Below are 21111 nucleotides of genomic sequence, written 5' to 3'. Positions count from 1 at the left end.
GAATGGACCTCAAGGAAACCGAAATCCTCGGCGCGAGCATCGGGCGCCACTGGTATTACCGTTCGAAGGCCAGCGCGGTCATTCGCCTGCTCGGTAGAGCCCCCGTATCCACGGTCATCGACGTTGGTGCGGGGTCCGGATTCTTTTCACGCTATCTGCTCTGCCACACTTCAGCCAGAGAGGCATGGTGCATCGATACCAGTTATACCCGCGAGGAGGATGATCGCGAAGGAGAGAAGCCTATTCACTTCAGACGCGTCGCCAAGGATATCTGCGCGGACCTGGTGTTGGTCATGGATGTGCTGGAGCACGTAGACGACGACGTCGCATTGTTGAGGGCCTATGTGAACAGGGTGCCCCCAGGCGCGCGATTCGTCGTTTCGGTTCCTGCGTTCCAGTTCCTGTGGAGCGGTCACGACGTTTTTCTCGGGCACCGGCGGCGCTACAGGCTGAGACAGATCGAGGAGGTCGTCAGCCGCGCGGGGCTGACGGTCCGCCGTGGGGTCTATTACTTTGGTGCAGTTCTGCCGATGGGAGCCGTGTTGCGTTTGCTCGACAGGTGGCGGCACCGGAGGTCGTTGCCATCTCGTTCGCAACTGTCGCAGCACCATCCGCTGTCCAACGAGCTGCTGGCACTTCTCTCCCGCGCCGAACTCGCAGTCATGCCATGCAATCGGCTGTTCGGGCTGACGGCTTTCTGCTTGGCCGAGAAGTGCTGAGGCAGCGCTTCGCGAGCCTGCTCGCGACACGGGCGCCGGGCCGAGGGGCCTGCCGTGAGTTCCTCGCGGCGGCGCGTTTCGGGCTGATCGGCCTGATGGCGACTGCGGTCCATCTGCTCATGGTCTGGCAACTCATTGCCCGGACTGAGCTGCCTGCGCTCGTTGCCAACCTGCTGGCTTTCCTGACCGCCTTCTGGGTGTCGTTCGTTGGCAACTACTTCTGGACTTTCCAGGTGCCCGGCAGCCCGTGGCGAGCGCTTTGCCGATTCCTGCTGATAGCGACCAGCGGTCTTGCCCTGAACACCCTGTTGCTGGCCTGTCTCCTGAGCGGGAACCTGCTTTCGCCGACCGCCGCCGCTCTCGTTTCGACAGCGGCTGTCCCGGCAGTGACTTTTCTGGCCAGTCGTTTCTGGGGATTCAGAAGAGACGGAGGGGCGGCGGAGTGAGGGGCCCCGGGCGCCGCCGTCAGGAGGGCTCGCGGCGAGTCACCACGGCATTCGGTCTCGGGCGACCGACCCAGCTGGCAACGATGCCGATCGCTTGCCTGGAGTACCTGGTCGGCTGCGGATCGTCGGCGGTCTATTTGGGGGGATGAGGGTAACGCATGGTGACGTTTGTTGGTCGCTTGACATCGCAGCTTTGGGCACTGGCGACCCGTCGCCAGTGGAGTGTGATGCCTCTCGCGCTGGCGGTCGTGTTGTTGCAGTTCGGCCTGCTCGAGATGACCCTTCCGCTTTCTGAACTGTTCAGCGGAAAGCCGCTCTTCCATATCGATCATCCGTATCACCTGTACCAGATCGAGCAGGGCAGGGCGCTCCTGAAGCAGGGGTTGCTGACCGGGTACGACCCGTACTTTGTTGGCGGGAATCTCGGCGGCGTCACCTCCAATGCCAGCAGCCGCGTGCCCGTTCTGGTTTCGGCGCTGCTGCCTGATACCGTGCCGACCGAGGTTCTGTACAAAGTCTATGTCTTCGTCTGTGCGCTGTTGGCTCCGCTCGCCTTGATCGGCATGGGCCGTGCGCTCCGCTGGCCGCTGCTGCACACCGCCCTCGCGGCCGTGGTAGGGGTGCTGCTGTTCTGGGTCGGGGAACTGCGCTGGTATTTCATGGCCGGCATGGTGAGCTACGTCCTGGGCTGCTACGTTGGGCTGGCCTATGGTGCCTGGGTGTGGTCGGTCTGTGCGGCAGCGCAGCAGGGCATCACCTGGCGAATCCTCGCCGCGGGGGTTTCAGGAGGACTGGGTCTGTGGTTGCATCCATTGTTCGGCTTGCTGCCGGCCGTCCTGTTCCTGGCCCTGTTGGTCGTCGATCGCCAGCGTCTCTCGTTGCCGATGACCGGGAGGGCGCTTGCCATAGTCGTGATCGCCGTGGCCCTGAATCTACCGTGGCTGCTGTCGATGGGCACGGCCGAGCCGCACTTCATCGGCCACCCCTATCAGCGAGCGGTGGGCATCGATGTCCTGCTCCAACCGCTGCTCGGTATCGGCGGGAGCCCGGTCGGGTCGTTTCTCAATCCGGCGATCTGTGCAGTCGCCCTGATCGGTCTGGTCGTCGTCGACCGCACGGGGCGCGCCAGACTGCTGCCCTTGGTCATTGCCGGGTGGTCGCTTCTTCTCTTCGGGGCATTTGGTGCGACCAGCGAACGATTGGCCTCTCTGCAACCGAACCGGTTCATCGCTGCAGGTTTCCTGACGCTCGGCATGGCTGCAGCCTTCGTGATCGGGCAGTGCGCGCTGGGCGGGCACTCCGCACGGCAGCGCATCGCGGCAATGGTGACCCTGGTGATCGCGGTTTTCGCGCTTGCCTTCGGGGCTCGGGAGGTCGTGCGTGAGGTGTCTCCTGGCAAGCACGCTCGTTATGGCAAGCTCCCGGCTGAAGTCTTGAACCAGCCTGCCTCGTACACCTTCCTGGCTTCCTGGCTCGCTGAAAACACTTCGCCCGACGGCCGGATCCTCTTCGAAACGTCGATGGCCCGGGTTCATGGAGGGGCACATGTGGCCGGAATTCTGGCGAAGCAGATCGGCAGGGAGTTCATTGGTAGCCCGTACCCTTATTCGCTCCCCGATGTATCCTTCTGGGATGGCCACGGTTTTGGCGGCAAGATCGACGGGCTGAGCGAAGAGCGCTTCCTGGCGGGTCTCGAAAGGTACAACGTCGGCTGGATCGTGGCCCACTCGGCACCCCTCAAACGCCTGTTGAGCCGGATCCCGATCGTCGAGCCGGTAGCGCAATACGAGGGAATAGAGGTCTACCGCGTCAGGCGCAGCCTGTCGTATGTGGCTGAAGGCGCGGCCCGAATTGAGTCGAGAGAGTTCAATCGTGTGGTCGTCAGCGACGCTGCCGGGGAGAGGGTCACCCTCCGCTACAACTGGGTGCCAGGTCTGGCGACCGAACCGCCGGCGCAGGTCGTTCCGGCCGCCGATGGCTCGGGCTTTCGCCCGCTGGTCACGGTCATCGATCCGCCGCCGCGATTCACGCTGAAGCACGAAAACTGATTTCCGGAAGGCGGCCGCCCGAACGTTCGGCTGAAGAGCCGTTCTCGCCGCTTCGTGGCAGGTCATCGACGACGATTTGGGCGCCCCACGTCTGGCGGACCGTCTCGCCGAGCGGCTCGATGCTCGGCCTGCACAGCTGGCCGGGGCTACTCTCCCCAGCCGCCGGGATCGCGGGTGTTGAACCCACGGATCTCCTTGCGGTTTCCCTTGAGCTGGAAGTAGTCCGCTTCGAACAGCGAGAACGAGCAGAGGTCGATCGGCGTGACTTCCGAGGCGTTGATGCTCGAAATCGCGCCGGAAGCCTCGAGCCCGGCAGCGACGAGTTCCGAGCAGAAGAACCGCGAAAAATCCTCGGCGCTGTGCGTCGTGCGCCCCAGCAGGGGGAGCGTGTCGAGCGCATCGAGCGCTGATCTGATGGCCTGGGGCATGTCGTATTCCTTGCGCTCCTGATGGATCAGGAAGTCATAGAACTTCTTCTTGTCCATCGTCGCGTGGATGTCCTGGCGCAGGGGCAGCCACCAAATCTCTCCGTCGTAGGTCTCGAGGCGATCGCTGAGCCGGCTGATGCTCACGCCGGAGAATCCGCTCAGCGAGGTGGACTCGATGATCTGGTTGAAGTATCCCGACTGCGGATCGCTGTCGATCAGCAGCTTCGACTGGAGGATCACGCCGACGTGCGAGACGACCGCCCGGGTCGCCCACTTGATGAGTTCCGAGAAATGGCTCTTACCCGAGAAGGCGATCACGTCGCCAGCCTTCATTTGCGAGCGTGCGTCCTGATAGAGAACCGTTTTCCAGCCCATGACCTCGCCTCCTGTGAATGGAATCAGCTGCCCTCTGCCTGGTGACGTCCGCTGAAGGAGGTGCCAGGGTTCCGCGGGTGGTCGCCTCTCCGCTGCCCGGGCTCCTCCTCGACCGATGAGCCGGCGTGCCTCGCGGCTCGCGGCGTCGGCCTAGTCCGGGGCCCTGGCGACGCAACTCCGGTCGTCACACCGCACTCTTCGCGAGCATCGCTCGCCAGACTCAAGCATGCCATCGTCAGCGCGCCTCGAAAAGGGGGGGCCGACGCGGCTGCGCCCTTTCTTGCTTCGCCCGGCCAGCCGGGTCACCGTGATTGCACGAGGCGAGCGGCTGGCCAACGACGGGAACGCCTCTGACGGAGGGCGCTGCCGCGCGGCATCGCCGGCCGGGTCGAGATCGTCGAATCCACGCCGGGCCAGCGAGTGCGTTTGCGGCGGGCTCAGCGCTGGCTGGTTACGCCACTGACCAGCCGACGGCCGACAATCAGGCTGACGGCGAGGCGTTCGTTTCAGGCGACGCGCGGGCGTCGATGAGCTTCTTTGGTCCCGGAAACCTGCCCATCGGGCACGATCCTGGGCTAACATCGCTGCCTCTGCGGGCTGGGCCGATCATTCGGCCCCGACCTGGCGGCATCGTTGCGTTCACCTCCGCGCTGGCGGAGCCTTCGGAAAAATCTTGCACCAGGAGGAGGTCTCGGGATGGCTGACATCAAGGATGCGGTCGACGAAGTGATGGGTGAGGCGGCAGAATCACGCGATCGGCTGGGCAGCACGATCGCCGTTCTGGTCGCCGTTCTGGCGACGATCATGGCGCTGTTCGGCATCAAGGGCGGCAACATCGGCCAGGCGATGGCGCAGGCTCAAGCCAGGAGCGTCAACGCCTGGGCCTATTTCCAGGCGAAGAGCACCAAGCAGGGGCTCGCCGAGAGCATGCTCGACCAGTTGACCATCGAGCGCGAGCGCGCCGTCGGTCTGACTGCGGAGGCGCAGACGCTGCTCGACAACAAGATCGTCTTCTACCGGGAAAAGGTCGAACGCTATGAACGCGAGAAGCAGGAGATCAAGCAACAGGCAGAAGCCTACGAGCAGGAGTACGAGAACCTGAACTTCCACGACGACCAGTTCGATATCGCCGAGGCCGGGATCACCGTCGGCCTCGCCGTGCTGGGCGTGGCTGCCCTGACCCGTCGCCGGTGGCTCGTCTGGTTCGCGCTGGTCTTTGCCGGAGTGGGCCTCGCATCCGGAATTGCGGGGTTCATGGACGCCCGGTTCCACCTCGACTTCGTGGCCGCGCTGCTCAGCTGAGCGGACCTGTCACGACGATGGCCAGGCGCGAAGCGGCACGCAGGGGCGGCTGAGGGGGCACGTCGGCAGGTTCGGGCTAGGGGAATCCGGGCAGCCAGCCGCTCTGTGGGTATGTCACTACCGGTTCGAGCGTGCCCTGGAACAGCGCTTCGATCACCGGCGGATCGTGCCAGCGTTGGTCGAGGAAGCTCAGGCCGGCTTCCTCGACGAGGACGCCGTTCCAATAGTGGTTGGCCACCTCGTCGAGCATCGCCAGGCTCAGGCTGTGCGGCAGGCGCAGGTAATCCAACCAGCTGGAATCGTGAAACGAGCAGAGGTAGCGGCCGCGGCTGCGCGCGCGTACGAGGATCTTGCCGAAGGCGCGCCGGGGATGCTTGACGCGGAACGCTTCGGCATCGACGCGCGTGGCGAAGAGCAGCAGTGCGTGCAGTCGGCTGGGGAACTGGCGGAAGAGTCTCTGGCGGAAATACTCGAGGTGGTACTCGGCAAAGTAGTTCTGCACCGTGCTGAAGCGGTCTTCAGGCAACGCTTGCGCGAAGGGATTGTCGAGCAGCACGTCCCACCCGGGTAGCTGGGCGTCCTGCTCGAGCCAGGCGTAGAGTTCGATTGTCGCACTGTCGCTGATCAGATGATCCATCTTGAGTCCGGACTGCACCTGCCAGACGGCGACGATCACCTACGGCAAGGCGCGTTGCTCAGGCCGGGGGGTCAGCAGTGGCCGATCAGCCTCGTCAGCTGCCCGATCGATCACCGTTGGCGGCCAAACTTCGCCACCAGCTGACCGAGCTTTTCTGCGCGGCGGCGCTCGAGCGCTTCGCTGTCGCGCTGTGCCTTGCGCTGCTCGGCCTGTTTCCTGAGCAGGTCGCCGAGCAACTGCGCAGCGTGACTCTGGTGACTGGCAGCGACTTCTCCGGCCGGACCCCCGTCGAGGTCGACGCGCTCTGCCGCTTTGGCGAGCGCCTTGAGATAGGCCAGCGAATGGGTGTGCATGCCCAGAGCGATGCGCAGCAGCTTGCGGTCGACATCCGGGATGCGCTCGATGAGTTGTCGATCGATGCCAAGCGCGAGGGGTCTTTGGTCACGGAAGACCGGGAAGCGGCTGCGCAGTTCGCGGAGCAGTTCGCGCGCCCTCTCACGGGGTTGTGGGCCGGGCCCGGGAGTCTCCATTGCGCTCAGAAGTGGATTCCGCGCATGATCTGCGAGAAGGCGACCTGGTCGGCCGTCTGCTCGCCCTGTTCCCTGGTGTGGGCAGCGGCGCTCGAGTCAGGGAACATCCGGAAGGTGGTGTTCATGATGATCTGCGCGGCCTTGGGAGTCAGCGAGTGGAGCAGCGCGCCGAAGATCCCGAGTCGGGTAGCGATCCTGACCGGCTTGTGGATGACCGCCTGAACGACGAGATCGGCGGCGTCTTCAGGTGTCAGCGTCGGAACCTGATCGTAAAGCTTGGTCGGCGCGATCATCGGGGTTCTGACCAGCGGCATGTTGATCGTCGTGAACTCGATGCCGCGGTCGGCGAACTCGGAAGCAGCGCAGCGCGCCCAGGCGTCGAGCGCCGCTTTCGACGCGACGTAAGCCGAAAAGCGTGGGGCGTTGGTCAGCACGCCGATCGACGAGATGTTGATCACGTGGCCGTGGCGTTTGGCGATCATCCCGGGCAGAAAGCCCATGGTCAGGCGCAGTGCGCCGAAATAGTTGAGTTCCATCGTCCGCTCGAAGTCGTGAAAGCGATCGAAGGAATTCTCGATGCCGCGCCTGATCGAGCGCCCGGCGTTGTTGATCAGGATGTCGACGCCGCCGTGTTCCTCGGTCATGAACTTGACGAATGCGGCGCACTGCTGGGGATCGGCGACGTCGACGGCGTGAGTGATCAGGCGCAGCCCGTCGGCCTCGAACTCGCGGCGTACGGCGTCGAGAGCTTCGGGGTTGCGGGCTATCGTCACGGCGATCGCTCCGGCTTCGGCCAGCTTGCGGATCGTCGCCTTGCCGATCCCTGACGAGCCTCCGGTGACGAGCACGATCTTGCCTTCGATCTGGCCGCGCAGCGTGCGGTCGATGAACAGGTCGGGGTCGAGGTGGCGCTCCCAGTAGTCCCAGAGCCGCCACGCATAGCTGTCGAGAGGCGGAACCGCGATGCCACTTCCCTTTAGCGCGCGTTGCGTCTCCCGGCAGTCGAAGCGAGTCGGATAATTGATGAAGTCGAGGATGTCGTCCGGCAGGCCGAGATCCTTCATCACTGCAGCACGGATTCTGCGCACCGGGGTGAGCGCGAACATGGCCTTGCGCACCGAGCGCGGAATGAAGCCGACGAGCGCGGCGTTGATGCGCATGGCCATTTCCGGCGCGTGCGCCGCACGGGCAAAGGTGTTGAGCAGGTCGCCGACACGCATCGGCGTCGGGTCGGTCAGATGGAAACACCGACCGTCCTCGTTCGGCAGATGGGCGATGTGATCCATCGCCGCGACGACGAAGTCGACGGGCACGACGTTGATGCGGCCTCCTTCGATGCCGATCGTCGGCATCCAGGACGGGAACATCCGGCGCATCTTCTGGATCAGCTTGAAGAAGTAGTACGGGCCGTCGACCTTGTCCATCTCTCCGGTGCGCGAGTCGCCGACGACGATTGCCGGACGGAAGATTCGCCAGGGGACGCGGCACTCCTTGCGCACGATGCCTTCCGAGTCGTGCTTGGTCCGGAAGTACGGGTTGTCGAGGTTCTCGGCCTCTTCGAACATGTCCTCCCGGAAAAGACCTTCGAACAGGCCGGCCGAAGCGATCGAACTGACCAGATGGAAATGTCTGGCTTCGATCTCCTCGGCCAGGCGAACGGTGTTGCGTGTGCCGTCGACGTTGGCGCGCTGCTGATCCTCGGCACTCGCCTTGAGATCGTAGATCGCCGCGAGGTGGAAGAAATGCTCGATCTGCCCCTTAAGCGTACGGATGTCCGCTGGCGAAACGCCGAGCGCGGGCTGAGTGAGGTCGCCGACGACGGGAATCACCCGGCCCTCGTCGCAGCCCCAGTACTCGTGCAATTCGGGAAGGCGAGGAAGTTCGGCGGCTCGGGTCAGGAAATAGACGGTCGCCCCGGGGCGGGCGAGCAGCTTGCGGACGAGTCTCTTGCCAATGAAACCGGTCGCGCCGGTAACGAAGTAGCTCATGCGTATCTCCAGATGGGCGTGGTCCGCCGTGCCAGTCGCGTCTGTCAGGCAGGCCGCGTCGGGGCCCCGGCTCCGGGGTCTTTAGTGTGCGTCCTCTAGATATTGTCACTAGACTTTGTTCGTAGGGCAAGCGGAAAACTCGCATGCCTTCTGGATACCCTCTTCAAGGAGATGACAATGGGCAAGAAACTCAAGGAACTGGCCGGTAGCGTCAGCGAGAATCAACTGGCCGCGACGGTCAAGGAATCTGCCCAGCAGATTTGGCTGGCAGGGCTCGGGGCTTTCGCGAAGGCGCAGGAGGAAGGCGGCAAGGTGTTCGACGCGCTCGTCAAGGAGGGCGAGAACATTCAGGCGCGGACCCGTCAGATGACCGACGAACGGATTGCCCAGGTCGCTGGCAAGGCCGCCGGAACCTGGGATCGCCTCGAGCAGGTCTTCGAGGATCGCGTGGCCCGGGCGCTGGGTAGCCTCGGCGTGCCGAGCAAGCAGGATATCGACCGCCTGTCGAAGCGGGTCGTCGAGTTGAGCGCCGCCGTCCAGGCGCTGACCGAAGGCACTGCCGGTGCCAAGCCTGCGAGCAGAGCCAGGGTCACCAAGGAGCCCGCTGCCGGTTCCGAAGCCAAGGCAGCCGCCGAGCCGGTCGAGTCGGAGGCCGCGAAACCTGCTCCGACGCGGGCTCCGACGCGGCGCGCAGCGGCCCGAGCCGTACCGCCGGTCACCCCGGCCGACGTGCTGAACACGATCCCGCAGACCAACCCTCCGGCCAGCGAATAACCGCGCGGATGGGTTTGCGTTCCCCTGCCCAGGCAAGGGAACGCGGTTTCGCTGGTCGGGTCGGCGAGTCGTGTTGGCGCTGCGCGACGGTCGCGGCCGCTTGGGCGGGCGTCGTGCGAGGCCAGGAATCACCGAAGGAGCCGCCGGCTTTTTTCATCCACCCCCGGAAGGACTCACCGCTTCGTCTGGTGGATGGGTGAGGTCGTGGTATCTTTCCGGGCATGGTGGCTCAGGACACGAAAGGACTCGACTTCATGGTGGCTGTGAACCGTCGCTCGAAGATCGGACTGGCGCTCGCAGGCGGCGGGCCGGTGGGCGGGATTTATGAAGTTGGTGCCCTGGCGGCGCTGGCCGAGGCGCTCGACGGTCTGGACTTCACCGACTGCGACATCTACGTCGGCGTCAGTTCAGGGGCGTTCATGTCGGCGGCTGTCGCCAACGGTCTCGGCCCAGACAAGCTGGCCAGGATGCTCGTCGAGGGCGACACCGACGAGGTGTTCGACCCCGAGATGCTCCTGCGCCCGGCGCTCGGCGAGTACCTGCGTCGGGCAATGACCGTTCCGGCGCTGTTCTGGTCGGCGCTGCGGCAGTATCTTTCGGATCCCTGGCACCTTCGCCTGATCGAGGCCTTCCAGAGCCTCAGCCACGCTATTCCGGCGGGTGTCTTCAACAGCGCGGGGATCGACGAGCTGTTGCGCAAGCTGTTCTCGACCGGCGGCCGGACCAACGACTTCCGTGAACTCCGGCACCGCCTGTTCATCGTCGCGACCGACCTCGACACCGGTGAGTCGATACCTTTCGGCGCGCAGGGGCATGATGACATCCCGATCTCGGTGGCCGTGCAGGCGAGCGCCGCGTTGCCCGGACTTTTTCCGCCGGTGAAGATCGGCGACCGTTACTTCGTCGACGGCGCGCTGATCAAGACGCTGCATGCCTCGGTGGCGCTCCAGGAAGGAGCGGACCTGCTCTTTTGCATCAATCCGCTGGTGCCCTTCGACTCGCGTCTGGCTGCGCAGCGCTCGGCAAGCGACAGGCCCGGTTTTGCTCCCGAACATCTCGTCGAGGGTGGGCTTCCGGTCGTTCTTTCGCAGACCTTCCGGGCGATCATCCATTCGCGGATGCGCACGGGGATGGATCGTTACCGGCACGAGTTCAAGGGCCAGGACGTGATCCTCTTCGAGCCCACGCGCGACGACAAGGACATGTTTTTCACCAATGTCTTCAGCTATCGCGGGCGCAGCCGGCTGTGCGAGCACGCCTACCAGCGTACGCGCAGCGACCTTTACTGGCGGCGGCACGAACTGCGGCCGATTCTCGCGCGACACGGTATCGAGCTGAACCTCGGAGTACTCAAGGACCACAGCCGCTCGCTGCTTTTGCACAAGCGCCGCCCGGACCTGGCGACCAGTACCAGTGCGCTGGAGTCTTCGCTGCGTGATCTCGAGACCTGGCTGGCGGCTCGTGGGGCCTGAAGCGCTCGCCCATCCGGAAGCGGAGACGGCGACCGAGGATTCCCCGAAGGGGCGCCGGGGTGTTATCCTGCCCCGGTGACGGCACTCGGGGAGGACTCGTCGATGGATCGCAAGCCCAGGCGGCGAACGCGCGAAAGGATCATCGAGACGAGCTTGCGACTGTTCAACGACTTTGGCGAGCCGAACGTGACCACCTCGGTCATCGCCGATGAAATGGACATCAGTCCGGGCAACCTCTATTACCATTTTCACAACAAGGACGAGATCCTCGAGTCGATCTTCCGGATCTTCGAACGCGAGATCGAGGAAACGCTGGCTGCTCCGACACGCCGGCCGGCCGACGTCGAGGACATCTGGCTGTTCCTGCACCTGCTGTTCGAACAGATCTGGAAGTACCGTTTCTTCTATCGCGATCTGAATGACCTGCTGACCCGAAATCGCGTTCTCGAAGTCCATTTCCAGCAGATCCTCGCCCACAAGGTGCGCACGGCGACGACCCTTTGCGAGGCACTCGTCTCGGCGGGCTCGATGCGCGCCGGTTCCGGCGAACTGCGCGCCCTGGCCACGAACATGGCCTGCGTGGCAACGTACTGGCTGTCCTTCGAATACGCTCGCGATCCTCGCGGCAAGCTCGAACGTGGCCGGATCGGTCGTGGCGTCTATCAGGTGATGGCGATGATTTCGCCGTTCCTGGTCGGCGAAGCGAAGAACCTGCTCGAAAGATTGTCACAGGAGTACCTGAGGGCGTAGCCTACTGCGCCGGAGAGTTTTTTTGCTTGGCCCGAGGTGAACCGATGAGCTGGAAGAAGTTTCCCTACCCCGAGAAGACCTATGAATACCCGGGAGCAGCGCTGCAGCAGAACTGGGCCAGGCTGCACCGGGGAGACTGCGAACCCTTTCCCGGCGACGCGCGCGTGCAGGAAGCCTGGCGGCACTATCACGCGGGGGATTTTGGCAAGGCGCTCGAGACCGGCGTGGCCTGCGGACCTGCTGGCTACAACGCGGCCAACAAGGCGGCGACGATCTACGCGACGTACCTCGAAAGCGACGAGGAGCGCAAGCTTGCGCTGCTCAGCGAGGCGGCCGAGCGCTGCGAGGAAGTGCAGCAGAAGGATCCCGCGAACGTGAACGGCTGGTACCTGCATGGCTTCGCTCTCGGTCGCTACAGTCAGGGGATATCGGTCGTCAAGGCGTTGGCCCAGGGTCTCGGCGGCAAGATCAAGGGAAGCCTCACGCGTGCCCTGGAACTGGCCCCCGAGCACTCTGACGCACGGATCGCGCTCGGCGCGTATCACGCCGAGGTCATCGACAAGGTCGGTGCGATGGTCGGTGGACTGACCTATGGCGCCAGGAAGGAGACGGGCCAGCAGTTGCTCGAGACCGCGCTGAAGATGAACCCCGACTCGGCAATCGCGCGCATCGAGTACGCCAACGCTCTGGTGATGATGTATGGCAAGGCCAGGCTCAAGGATGCCGAGAGGCTGTATCAGGAAGCGGCGGCCTGTCAGCCGCTGGATGCGATGGAGCGCCTTGACGTCCAAGCGGCCAAGGCCGAGCTCGCCGACTGAGCCGCCGCTGGCTCGCTGGCCGCGACCGGGTCATGCCCGGACGGCCGGTCTTCACCGGCTTGCGCCGGGCTGGACGGCGAGCCTGATCAGGTCTCCTTCGACGACCTCGGGGTTGGCCAGGCGGTCCGACGGCTCGAGCAGCACGAGCCAGAGAAGTTTCTCGAACTCCGCGGCGAATCGGCTGACGATCCGCTCCGGGTCGTCGACCCTGTTTCGGTCGGTAATCAGACCGAACTGCACTCGGCCGTTGTACGAGAGAATGCTGACCCCCATGCCGATGTCGCCGGCTTGCGGAACCCAGACCATCTCTTGCTCGATCAGGCTGCCGGCGAAGTAGCGTGGCTGTTGTGGTCCGGGGACGTTGGTCATGACCGCGGTGGTCTTGCTGGTCAGCAGGCTGAGGATCTGGTCCTCGACGAGCTTTGGCGCCATTCCGGCGAAACCGAGCAGGCTGAAGGTCAGCATCGCCTGGTACGAGCCCTTGAGTTCGGCCATGCGCGCTCGCGTCTCGTAGAGCCTGGCCAGTGGATTCTCGATGCCGACGGGCAGCTCGAGGGCGACGAGGCCGAAGCGGTTCCCGAGCTCGCCAACATCATCGGGTCCCCTGAGGTTGACTGGAACCATGGCGCGAATGTCGACTCCGTCCACGTCGTCGCCACACTCGACCAGGTAGCTGCGCAGGGCTCCGGCAATCGACGCGAGGAGGGTGTCGTTGAGCGAGCAGCCAAGGACCTTGCCGACGACCTTGATCTCGGCCAGCTGAACCGGCTCCGACCAGGCGACGCGCTTCACCGTTCCCGCCTTGCCCTTTAAGCGCGTGCGGCTGTCGTCGTCCATCAGCGCCAGCTTGCCGATTTCGGAGGCGATCGCCGAGGCGACTCGCGCGTAGCTGCGGACCGATGCCGGATCGTTGCGCAGGCCGAGGTACTGGGCCCAGAGGTGGCCGCCGACGCGGATCGAGGCCAGCGCGACTTCGCTCAGCGGCTCGAGGATCACCCGCCAGAAGGCGTCGTCATCGTTGCCGGGGCGGTCGTGCTCGTCGCGGCTCGCGTGCCGCTCCGCACCCCCGCCGCGCCTCTCTCCGTCTTCCGGTGCGCTCGCCGCGGCGTCGGTGAGCGAGTCGATCACCCCGATCAGGGCGATGCCGTCGGCGATCGCGTGGTGGATGCGTACGACAAGCGCCGACCGGGAGTCGGCCAGATCGACGATGTTGAATTCCCAGCGGGGTCGCGACGGATTCAGCGGTGTGCTGGCCATCTCGGCGACGAACTTCTGCAACTCGTTCTTGCCGCTCGGGGCAGGCAGACACGAATGGCGGACATGCGCGTCGATATCGAAATCGGAGTCGTCGATCCACCAGGCGCCGTCGGCTCCCTGCAGGGCGATCTGCTGGAAGCGCCGGTAGCGAAGCATGCGCCGAGCGACGGTGCGTCGGAAGCGCTCCGCGTCGATCCGCCCGGCGAAGATCATCACCCCGAGGATCTGCATCAGGTTTTCCGGCCGATCCATGCGCAGCCAGGCGGTATCGACATGGGAAATCTTCTCGCGCGAACTCATCCTGTCCGCTCCACCGGGAAAAGCCAGCCCATATAATAGAGCCGCGTGACCACCACTTCCAGCGGAGAAAGAATCGTGAGTGACCTGCAAGCCCAGTTCGAGGCCGCCGTGGCCAGTTCGAAGGCCTTGCCGGAGCGGCCGGACAATGCCACTCTCCTGCAGCTCTACGCGCTCTACAAGCAGGCCAGCGAGGGCGACGTGCAGGGAAGGCGTCCCGGTTTTACCGACATGGTCGGGCGCGCCAAGTACGATGCGTGGGCCGCGATCCGCGGGACGGCAGCGAGCGATGCGATGCAGCAGTACGTCGCGCTGGTCGACCAACTCGGGAATCGCTGAAGGCCGTCGTGCTGCTCTCCGGGACTAGATCGGGAAGTTCTCGTCGAAGAAGCGATGGACTTCGCGTTCGATCGTCGGCTTGAGCGCAAAGAGCAGGAAACCCAGCCGGATGTCCAGCGCCACCTCTCGGTCGTCGACCGACAGGTTGCCGGAGACGCCTGGGCGCTTGAAGCGCATGACGTTCCCGTTCCACGAGTAGGCGAGGTCGAACTCTTCGTTGAGTTCGGCGGCCATATGCTCGGCCGACGCACGCGCTTCGGCAAGGCTTCTGCCATGAGTGCGGCGAATGATGATGTCGCTCATCGGAGAACTCCTCTGGTTTGAAATGGGTACCCGAGGCGTGCGGTTCGCCCGCCGGACCCGGAGCGGGAGCGCACGTTCGGTGGCTCCGAGACGTGTCCCCGGCGGTCGCTTCGCCGGTCATCGACTGCTGTTCCGCTGTGCAGCCTCTGAGCAAAGCAACAGAAATGCCGCATATCGTCGAGGATCGATGTTGCCCTCCTCGAGGGCCAGGCGAATCCGGCAGTCGGGCTCGCGGTGGTGGTGACAGTCCCGGAAGCGGCACTGATCAGCCAGTGGACGGAACTCGACGAAGGCAGCGGCGATTTCCTCGACCGTCAGATGGCGCAGGCCGAAGTCGGTCAGACCCGGCGAGTCGATCAGCGCACAAGCCGGGGCCGGCCGATAGAGGTGCGAGCAGGTGGTGGTGTGCCTGCCGCTGTGCAAGGCCTGCGAAATCTCCCGGGTCGCTGCGCGGGCGCCGGGTACCAGGGCGTTGATCAGCGTAGACTTGCCCATTCCTGACTGGCCGATCAGAAGGCTGGTCTCTCCGGCGAGCATGGGGAGCAACTGCCTTGCCCCGTCGCTGCGCGCGGATATCCTGAGGACGCGATACCCCAGCCTGACGAATGGCTCGAGAACGGCGATCGCTGCGCCGAGGCGATCGCCAAGGTCGCACTTGTTGAGCACGATCAGTACGGCGATATTCTGTGCTTCCGCAGCGACGGTGCACCGCGTGACCAGTTCGTCCGAGAACGGGGGCTCGGTAGCCACGACGATGATCACCTGGGTGACATTCGCGGCGATGAGCTTTTGCCGGGAGACGTCCGAACGATAGAAGAGGCTCCCGCGGGGTTCGTGCGCGACGATGACCCCCTGGACGCCGCTGGCAGTCTGGAGGACGGTCACCCGGTCGCCGCAGACCAGGCCGCCGCGTTTGCCCCGTGCATCGCAGAGCTGGGTCGGTCCGCCGTCGAGTTCGACGCGGTACTGACGCCCGTAGGCTGCGACGACGATGCCCGACTGTTTCAAAAGCCGGCCAGCGCCTCGACCCTGGCTGCGCAGATGAAATCGTTGCGTGAAAGACCGCCGACGTCGTGAGTGGAATAGCCGACCAGCACCTTTCCGTAGCCGACCTCGAGATCGGGGTGGTGGTCTTCGCGCTCGGCAAGCGCAGCGATCATGTTTACGAAGAGCATCGTCGCCGGGTAGCCGGCGAAGCTGAAGGACTTGCTGAGCCTGCCCTGTCCGTCGACCTGCCATCCAGGCAGGGTCGCGAGCAGCGCGGTGATCTCGAGCGGATCGAGCCGGTGCCCGGTACCCCGGATGGGTTGGCAATGCTCGCGGGCAAGCGGGTTTTCGGCAGTCTTCACGGTCGGACTCCTTTCTTTTCAGCCGGCTTCCTGAAGCCGCGCGACACGCAGGGCGGCGGGGGGATGGGAATCGTAGAACAGCGAGTACACCGGGTCGGGGGTCAGCGTCGTGGCATTGTCCTCGTACAGCTTGACCAGCGCCGAGACGAGATCGTCTGCCGAGGTCTGCGCGGCCGCGTAACGGTCCGCCTCGAACTCGTCGCGTCGTGAGAGCAGGCTCAGCAGCGGGGTGAGCAGGAAAATGAACACCGGCCCGGCAAGCAGGAAGAGTACGAGGCCGATGGCAGCATTCTGCGCGGCCACGCCGAGTCCGCGGTAGAACCATCCGGCATCGACCAGTTGGCCGAGGATGGCGAGAAAGAGCAGCGACAGCACGAAGGCGAGGGCGATTCGTCTGGTCACGTGGTGATGCCGGAAATGGCCGAGCTCGTGGGCCAGGACGGCTTCCGTTTCGGCTGGTTGCAGTCGGCCGAGCAGCGTGTCGAAGAAGACGATCCTCTTCGTCCTGCCATAGCCGGTGAAGTAGGCGTTGCCGTGCGTCGAGCGCTTCGAACCGTCCATCACCAAAACCCCTGAGCTGGCAAAGCCGCAGCGTGCGAGCAGGGCTTCGATCCGCGCCTGCAGCGCGATGTCGTCGAGCGGGACGAAACGATTGAACAACGGTGCGATCCAGGTCGGGTAGACGAACAGCAGCAGGAGATTGAATGCACACCAGAACAGCCAGACGGCGAACCACCATAATCTGCCCGCCTCGTTCATCAGCCAGAGAACGGCGAGCAGGGCCGGTCCGCCGACGACGATCGCCAGCACCGCCTGTCTGGCAAGATCGGCGACGAACAGGCGCGCGCTCATCCGGTTGAAGCCGAAGCGCTCTTCGATGACGAATTGCCGGTATACGGCCAGCGGCAGATCGACGACTGCCGAAACGAAGAGGACGCTGAAGATCAGCGCAACGCCGTAGGCCAGACCCTCGAGGTGCGCTGACCAGAAGGCGTGGATCGCCTGGACGCTGCCGCCGAGCGTCAGCATGAGCAGCGCGGCGATCTCGACCGCGAGGGCAAAGCGCCCGAAACGCGTCCGCGCCACGGTGTAGTCCGCGGCCTTCTGATGAGCGGCCAGATCGATGCGCCCGGCGAAGCTCGGGGGAACGCTGCCACGATGTGCGAGGACGTGCCCGATCTGACGACCGGCGAGCCAGAAGCGCAGCAGGCACATCAGCGCCACGGCAGCGCCAAAGATCAGAGAAAACGCATTTGCCATTTTACAAATGTGACAGAATCGGAGCCTCGCGGTTCCGGGGAATTATATGGGTCTATGTCGTTTCGTGTGGAAAGCCGCCATACCCGCCGCGCCCGGCTGGTATCCGCCCGACCCTATGGTCGGGACATGACCAGCGTTGAGGGCGCTGTCAAGGGCGGGCGAAGCCCGGCGAAGCGGACCCTTTACAGCGCCCGAAACGCTAATACGCTCAAGGGCTTGGGGCTGGTCGCAGCTGTTTGCGGCCAGCTCCCGAGCCCGTCCGGCGGCGAGGAGTTCCCCGCCCTCGGGGGCGGGGCCAGGGGTGGGGGCGCCCGAAGGGCTCTGCGGGAGGAGTCGTGGCGCCGAGGCGGTTCCATACGAAACGGAGTAAACCCAATTATATGGCACAGGACAGCACGCGCCTCGTCTGGATCGATATGGAGATGACCGGCCTGGATCCCGAGCGCGACCGGATCATCGAAGTGGCGATGATCATCACCGACAGCGACCTGAAGACGATCGTCGAGTCTCCGGAATGGGTCGTGCATCAGCAAGAGTCCTGCCTCGGAGGCATGGACGAGTGGAATCGGCGCACCCACGGGAGTTCGGGTCTGCTCGACCGCGTCAGGGCATCCAAGCTCGACGAGACGAGCGTCGAGAGGGCTGCACTCGCCTTCGTGGAGGCTCAGGTACCACGTCTGGCCAGCCCGCTGTGCGGGAATTCCGTCGGCCAGGACCGGCGATTCCTGCAGCGTTACATGCCGCGACTGGAAGCCTGGTTCCATTACCGAAACATCGACGTGAGCACGCTCAAGGAACTGTGCCGGCGCTGGCGGCCCGAGGTCGCCAGCCGACTGGTCAAGCGTTCGCAGCATACGGCTCTCGCCGACATCCGCGAGTCGATCGAGGAACTCAGGTTCTATCGCGAGCACTTTCTCAGGCTCTGAAGAGCCTCCCCGCCGCGCCCTCGCCGTTCCCCACGGGAAGCCCATCACGGGGGTTCGCGGAAGTCAGCGGTCCGGCAAGATCGCGAGCGTTCCTCGTCTCGCCGCCATCAGAAGACGCTCGAGCACCGCTCAGCGCCCTGGCTGTCCGGTCTGCGGGGCGTCGCGCTGGAACAGGTGGAGCCTGTCGCCCTCGGCACGTTCGGCCGGGCGACCGCCTTCCCAGATCTTGCGCCAGCCGATGTTCGCAGCCACTCCACTGTATCGCGGCGCGCCATGTATCAGCAGCAGATCACAGCTTGCCGACGCCGTCATCGTCGACGGAATCGTCCGGATTCCCGAAAAATAGTCGAGCGAGGCGAGCACCGGGTCGCCGACACTGACCGACGCAATGCAGCGCCTTTTCTCGGGCAGGGCGGCCGCCAGCGAGAGCGACACTTGGCGGTAGCTCTTGCCGTAGTCGATCCACGGCATCCAGAGGCTCGTGACGAGCAGCCAGAGCAACGTCAGGCCGGCCATCCAGTGCAGGACGCCGCGCATCGGTGAGCGGGGACTCGTGGCGATCAGCCATGACCAGGCCAGGGTTGCGGCGACGGTGACCAGGACTGGCAGGAGGCTGAAGTGGCCGACGAAGCCCGGCGCCAGCCGGACGACCTGACGTGCGAGCCGCGGTGGCCAGTCGAAGACCATGGCGCTCCAGCCGACCCAGACGAGCAGCGCGAAGAAGCTGAAGGTAATCATCCCGAACCAGTCGAAAGCGTTGGCCGCACCGCGGCGCAGCGTCGGAACGGCCGGAACGGCGAGCAGGACCAGTGGCGGCAGAAGCAGAAGGGCTGGGACACTGCGCGGACCGAGCCATAAACTCGCCAGGAGCAGCGTGATCAGCAGGGCGGCCAAGGGCATCGACAGCGCCTGGCTACCCAGCTGCCGTCGCTTCGCCCACAGCGTCCAGCAGGCGAGGGGCAAGGCCGGCCAGGCATACCATGGGAGCATGAAGAGGAAGCGCAGCAGACTGAGAAGCGGCTGCGCCGTCCCGGCAATCTGTTCGGACTCCTGCGCGACGATGGCTGCGAAAAAGGTGGGCGACGTCGCGTATACCGGAACGAGCCAGCTGGCGACGATTGCGGCGGCGAGCAGCAGGGACGCGAGCATGAGGAGAGTGGAGTACAAGCGTCGCTCGGATCGCCAGGCCACGAAGCCAGCTACCGGGATCAATGGCAGAACTGGCGTCAGGCCGTTGGCCAGGCAGCCGAAACCGAGCGCCGAGCCGAACGACAACGCGCCGAGGACCGGTCTCCGGTTGAACTGCGTCAATGCCCAGTAAGCAGCCGTATACGCGGTCAGAGTGGCCAGCATCGGCTGTGCCTCGTGGGCATGGTAGATGAAGCCGACGCTACCGGCGAGGAGTAACGGGGCTGCCGAGGACTGATCCGGACCGTGCAGTTCGCGCGCGGCGAACAGAATGAAAGCCAGGGCAAGCAACGTGAACAGGCCGCTGGCCAGCCGGGCGGACTGGTGTACCGGAAGCACTGCCGACGCCAGCTTCGCGAAGCCCGCCGCAACCCAGTAGTAGACCGGGGCATCAGGATACGGCCGGCCGGCCAGGCCGGGGGTCAGCCAGTCGCCGCGGGTCAGCAGGTCGTGGACGACCCCTATGGTGACTGCGTCGTCGCTCTTCCACGGATCGTGACCGACCAGCCCGGTCAGGGAATAGACGAGAAGCAGAATGGCCAGCGTCCAAGAACTGGGCGGCAGGCCTATCCCTCTAGGCACGGTCTGCTCCGAATGAACGGGCATGCTCGGGTGGGCAGCGCGGAAAAGAACTCGTCGGCACGAAAAAAAAGCAGCCGTGGGGCTGCCTTTCTTCTACCCCGCTGCTCGACTCACGTCGGCCTGCGGATCGCACCGTATTTCTGGTTGAACTTCTCGACCCGACCGGCCGTATCGATGATCTTCTGCTTGCCCGTGTAGAAAGGGTGACACGCCGAACAGACTTCGACATGCAGAGGCTTCTTCATCGTTGACCGTGTAGTGAAAGTGTTGCCGCAGGAACACGTCACCGTGATTTCGTTGTAAGCGGGATGGGCGTTCGGTTTCATTTACTGCTCTTTCCTGTAGGGTTGGGGCTGCTGGTCCTAGTCGAGGCGATCGACCGTGTTGCGCAAGCTTCTGACGAGACGCGTGATTATCCGCGAATTCGCCGCTTGCCGCAATCCGCCAGGCGGGCGGGGCAGGGCAATCGCAGACCGCGGCGATTTCTCCCTGCGTGCGCAGCGCGAGCCCGGTGGATCGGGGGAACACCGGTCAGCGGCGCATCGAGTCGAAGAACTCGCCGTTGTTCCTGGTCGCCTTGATCTTGTCGAGAAGGAACTCCATCGCTTCGAGGTCGTCCATGTTGTAGAGAAGCTTGCGCAGAATCCACATCTTCTGGAGGACATCGGGTTTGAGCAGCAGTTCCTCGCGTCGAGTCCCCGAGCGATTGACGTTGATCGCCGGATAGACGCGCTTTTCGGCCATCCGGCGGTCGAGGTGGATCTCCATGTTGCCGGTGCCCTTGAATTCCTCGTAGATCACGTCGTCCATACGGCTGCCGGTGTCGATCAGCGCGGTGGCGATGATGGTCAGCGATCCGCCCTCCTCGATGTTCCGGGCGGCGCCGAAGAAGCGTTTGGGCTTCTGCAGCGCGTTGGCATCGACGCCACCGGTGAGAACCTTGCCGGATGCTGGCTGGACCGTGTTGTAGGCGCGTGCCAGGCGGGTGATCGAGTCGAGCAGGATGACCACGTCGCGCTTGTGCTCGACGAGGCGCTTGGCCTTTTCGATGACCATCTCGGCGACCTGAACATGGCGCGTGGCCGGTTCGTCAAAGGTCGACGCAACGACCTCTCCGCGGACCGAGCGGGTCATCTCGGTGACTTCTTCGGGCCGTTCGTCGATGAGCAGGACGATCAGCGTGACGTCGGGGTGGTTGGCGGTGATCGCGTGGGCGATGTGCTGCATCATCACCGTCTTGCCGCTCTTCGGACTGGCGACCAGGAGGCCGCGTTGTCCCTTGCCGATCGGCGCGATGATGTCGATGATCCGGCTGGTGATGTT

The 21111-nt window shown here is 64.5% G+C and carries 22 protein-coding genes; 10 read left to right on the top strand and 12 right to left on the bottom strand.

The genetic code is table 11. The annotated features are described in order from the left end of the window. Positions 1 to 2: 2 nt before the first annotated feature. From NFW05_RS15785 to NFW05_RS15775, 3 genes are all read left to right on the top strand, one after another. On the top strand, positions 3 to 719 hold the full coding sequence (locus NFW05_RS15785; protein WP_295309076.1) for a methyltransferase domain-containing protein: 717 nt from the start codon (positions 3 to 5) through the stop codon (positions 717 to 719). Then, positions 713 to 1165: a GtrA family protein gene (locus tag NFW05_RS15780; protein WP_295309074.1), complete on the top strand. Its 453-nt coding sequence runs from the start codon at positions 713 to 715 to the stop codon at positions 1163 to 1165. The genes NFW05_RS15785 and NFW05_RS15780 overlap by 7 nt, the downstream gene beginning before the upstream one ends. Before the next feature lie 227 nt (positions 1166 to 1392). Then, positions 1393 to 3213, top strand: coding sequence for a hypothetical protein (locus tag NFW05_RS15775; protein ID WP_295309071.1), 1821 nt, complete (start codon positions 1393 to 1395; stop codon positions 3211 to 3213). Between the two features lie 146 nt (positions 3214 to 3359). Here NFW05_RS15775 and NFW05_RS15770 read toward each other — a convergent pair whose 3' ends face one another. Then, complete coding sequence (locus tag NFW05_RS15770) at positions 3360 to 4016, bottom strand: hypothetical protein (protein ID WP_295309068.1); 657 nt, start codon at positions 4014 to 4016, stop codon at positions 3360 to 3362. 696 nt (positions 4017 to 4712) lie between these two features. Here NFW05_RS15770 and NFW05_RS15765 point away from each other — a divergent pair. Then, positions 4713 to 5318, top strand: a complete 606-nt coding sequence (locus NFW05_RS15765) for a DUF4337 domain-containing protein (protein ID WP_295309065.1) — start codon at positions 4713 to 4715, stop codon at positions 5316 to 5318. A 76-nt stretch (positions 5319 to 5394) separates the two neighbouring features. On the opposite strand, the gene NFW05_RS15760 is transcribed toward NFW05_RS15765, so the two are convergent. From NFW05_RS15760 to NFW05_RS15750, 3 genes are all read right to left on the bottom strand, one after another. Beyond that, positions 5395 to 5994 carry a hypothetical protein gene (locus NFW05_RS15760; protein WP_295309062.1) on the bottom strand — a complete coding sequence of 200 codons (600 nt, stop codon included), beginning with the start codon at positions 5992 to 5994 and terminating at the stop codon, positions 5395 to 5397. Positions 5995 to 6065: 71 nt separating this feature from the next. Further along, positions 6066 to 6485 (bottom strand): ProQ/FINO family protein, encoded by a 420-nt coding sequence (locus tag NFW05_RS15755; RefSeq protein ID WP_295309060.1) that lies wholly within the window; start codon positions 6483 to 6485, stop codon positions 6066 to 6068. Between the two features lie 5 nt (positions 6486 to 6490). Continuing rightward, complete coding sequence (locus tag NFW05_RS15750) at positions 6491 to 8473, bottom strand: SDR family oxidoreductase (RefSeq protein WP_295309057.1); 1983 nt, start codon at positions 8471 to 8473, stop codon at positions 6491 to 6493. Between the two features lie 177 nt (positions 8474 to 8650). On the opposite strand from NFW05_RS15750, the gene NFW05_RS15745 reads away from it, so the two are divergent. The 4 genes from NFW05_RS15745 (at position 8651) to NFW05_RS15730 (ending at position 12287) form a co-directional block, all read left to right on the top strand. Next, on the top strand, positions 8651 to 9247 hold the full coding sequence (locus NFW05_RS15745) for a phasin family protein (RefSeq protein WP_295309054.1): 597 nt from the start codon (positions 8651 to 8653) through the stop codon (positions 9245 to 9247). A gap of 254 nt (positions 9248 to 9501) precedes the next feature. Then, the gene (locus NFW05_RS15740; RefSeq protein WP_295309051.1) at positions 9502 to 10719 is read left to right on the top strand and encodes a patatin-like phospholipase family protein; all 1218 of its coding nucleotides are present in this window, start codon (positions 9502 to 9504) and stop codon (positions 10717 to 10719) included. 102 nt (positions 10720 to 10821) lie between these two features. Beyond that, the gene (locus tag NFW05_RS15735) at positions 10822 to 11469 is read left to right on the top strand and encodes a TetR/AcrR family transcriptional regulator (RefSeq protein ID WP_295309048.1); all 648 of its coding nucleotides are present in this window, start codon (positions 10822 to 10824) and stop codon (positions 11467 to 11469) included. Between the two features lie 44 nt (positions 11470 to 11513). After that, positions 11514 to 12287, top strand: a complete 774-nt coding sequence (locus tag NFW05_RS15730; protein ID WP_295309047.1) for a hypothetical protein — start codon at positions 11514 to 11516, stop codon at positions 12285 to 12287. Between the two features lie 51 nt (positions 12288 to 12338). On the opposite strand, the gene NFW05_RS15725 is transcribed toward NFW05_RS15730, so the two are convergent. Continuing rightward, positions 12339 to 13844 carry a wax ester/triacylglycerol synthase family O-acyltransferase gene (locus NFW05_RS15725; RefSeq protein ID WP_295309044.1) on the bottom strand — a complete coding sequence of 502 codons (1506 nt, stop codon included), beginning with the start codon at positions 13842 to 13844 and terminating at the stop codon, positions 12339 to 12341. Positions 13845 to 13919: 75 nt separating this feature from the next. On the opposite strand from NFW05_RS15725, the gene NFW05_RS15720 reads away from it, so the two are divergent. After that, complete coding sequence (locus NFW05_RS15720) at positions 13920 to 14180, top strand: acyl-CoA-binding protein (RefSeq protein WP_295309041.1); 261 nt, start codon at positions 13920 to 13922, stop codon at positions 14178 to 14180. A 24-nt stretch (positions 14181 to 14204) separates the two neighbouring features. Here the strand turns inward: NFW05_RS15720 and NFW05_RS15715 are convergent, their stop codons facing one another. The 4 genes from NFW05_RS15715 to NFW05_RS15700 form a co-directional block, all read right to left on the bottom strand. After that, positions 14205 to 14483, bottom strand: a complete 279-nt coding sequence (locus NFW05_RS15715) for a polyhydroxyalkanoic acid system family protein (RefSeq protein ID WP_295309038.1) — start codon at positions 14481 to 14483, stop codon at positions 14205 to 14207. 117 nt (positions 14484 to 14600) lie between these two features. Next, on the bottom strand, positions 14601 to 15491 hold the full coding sequence (rsgA, locus tag NFW05_RS15710) for a ribosome small subunit-dependent GTPase A (protein WP_295309034.1): 891 nt from the start codon (positions 15489 to 15491) through the stop codon (positions 14601 to 14603). Then, positions 15488 to 15832 carry a 4a-hydroxytetrahydrobiopterin dehydratase gene (locus NFW05_RS15705; RefSeq protein ID WP_295309031.1) on the bottom strand — a complete coding sequence of 115 codons (345 nt, stop codon included), beginning with the start codon at positions 15830 to 15832 and terminating at the stop codon, positions 15488 to 15490. The genes rsgA and NFW05_RS15705 overlap by 4 nt, the downstream gene beginning before the upstream one ends. A gap of 18 nt (positions 15833 to 15850) precedes the next feature. Then, a complete protein-coding gene (locus tag NFW05_RS15700) occupies positions 15851 to 17092 on the bottom strand; it encodes a M48 family metallopeptidase (RefSeq protein ID WP_295309028.1) in 1242 nt (413 codons plus the stop codon). 380 nt (positions 17093 to 17472) lie between these two features. Between NFW05_RS15700 and orn the strand changes: the two genes are divergently transcribed. Further along, positions 17473 to 18018 (top strand): oligoribonuclease, encoded by a 546-nt coding sequence (orn, locus tag NFW05_RS15695; RefSeq protein WP_295309025.1) that lies wholly within the window; start codon positions 17473 to 17475, stop codon positions 18016 to 18018. A 129-nt stretch (positions 18019 to 18147) separates the two neighbouring features. Here orn and NFW05_RS15690 read toward each other — a convergent pair whose 3' ends face one another. From NFW05_RS15690 to rho, 3 genes are all read right to left on the bottom strand, one after another. Then, positions 18148 to 19788 carry a glycosyltransferase family 39 protein gene (locus tag NFW05_RS15690; protein ID WP_295309022.1) on the bottom strand — a complete coding sequence of 547 codons (1641 nt, stop codon included), beginning with the start codon at positions 19786 to 19788 and terminating at the stop codon, positions 18148 to 18150. A gap of 110 nt (positions 19789 to 19898) precedes the next feature. Further along, on the bottom strand, positions 19899 to 20114 hold the full coding sequence (rpmE, locus tag NFW05_RS15685; RefSeq protein WP_295309020.1) for a 50S ribosomal protein L31: 216 nt from the start codon (positions 20112 to 20114) through the stop codon (positions 19899 to 19901). Between the two features lie 205 nt (positions 20115 to 20319). Beyond that, positions 20320 to 21111, bottom strand: a 792-nt coding sequence (gene rho / locus NFW05_RS15680) for a transcription termination factor Rho (RefSeq protein WP_295309016.1), incomplete at its 5' end; no start/stop codon positions are given.

It is taken from the genome of Accumulibacter sp., assembly GCF_023806625.1.
GTDB lineage: Bacteria > Pseudomonadota > Gammaproteobacteria > Burkholderiales > Rhodocyclaceae > Accumulibacter.
This window is presented reverse-complemented; position numbering and strand designations above follow the sequence as displayed.

Bases quoted from the DNA above. Each gene is read 5' to 3' on its own strand.
- NFW05_RS15785 (WP_295309076.1), top strand. From the start codon at position 3: ATGGACCTCAAGGAAACCGAAATCCTCGGCGCGAGCATCGGGCGCCAC.
- NFW05_RS15775 (WP_295309071.1), top strand. From the start codon at position 1,393: ATGCCTCTCGCGCTGGCGGTCGTGTTGTTGCAGTTCGGCCTGCTCGAG.
- NFW05_RS15770 (WP_295309068.1), bottom strand. From the start codon at position 4,016: ATGGGCTGGAAAACGGTTCTCTATCAGGACGCACGCTCGCAAATGAAG.
- NFW05_RS15765 (WP_295309065.1), top strand. From the start codon at position 4,713: ATGGCTGACATCAAGGATGCGGTCGACGAAGTGATGGGTGAGGCGGCA.
- NFW05_RS15755 (WP_295309060.1), bottom strand. From the start codon at position 6,485: ATGGAGACTCCCGGGCCCGGCCCACAACCCCGTGAGAGGGCGCGCGAA.
- NFW05_RS15750 (WP_295309057.1), bottom strand. From the start codon at position 8,473: ATGAGCTACTTCGTTACCGGCGCGACCGGTTTCATTGGCAAGAGACTC.
- NFW05_RS15745 (WP_295309054.1), top strand. From the start codon at position 8,651: ATGGGCAAGAAACTCAAGGAACTGGCCGGTAGCGTCAGCGAGAATCAA.
- NFW05_RS15740 (WP_295309051.1), top strand. From the start codon at position 9,502: ATGGTGGCTGTGAACCGTCGCTCGAAGATCGGACTGGCGCTCGCAGGC.
- NFW05_RS15735 (WP_295309048.1), top strand. From the start codon at position 10,822: ATGGATCGCAAGCCCAGGCGGCGAACGCGCGAAAGGATCATCGAGACG.
- NFW05_RS15730 (WP_295309047.1), top strand. From the start codon at position 11,514: ATGAGCTGGAAGAAGTTTCCCTACCCCGAGAAGACCTATGAATACCCG.
- NFW05_RS15725 (WP_295309044.1), bottom strand. From the start codon at position 13,844: ATGAGTTCGCGCGAGAAGATTTCCCATGTCGATACCGCCTGGCTGCGC.
- NFW05_RS15715 (WP_295309038.1), bottom strand. From the start codon at position 14,483: ATGAGCGACATCATCATTCGCCGCACTCATGGCAGAAGCCTTGCCGAA.
- NFW05_RS15700 (WP_295309028.1), bottom strand. From the start codon at position 17,092: ATGGCAAATGCGTTTTCTCTGATCTTTGGCGCTGCCGTGGCGCTGATG.
- orn (WP_295309025.1), top strand. From the start codon at position 17,473: ATGGCACAGGACAGCACGCGCCTCGTCTGGATCGATATGGAGATGACC.
- rpmE (WP_295309020.1), bottom strand. From the start codon at position 20,114: ATGAAACCGAACGCCCATCCCGCTTACAACGAAATCACGGTGACGTGT.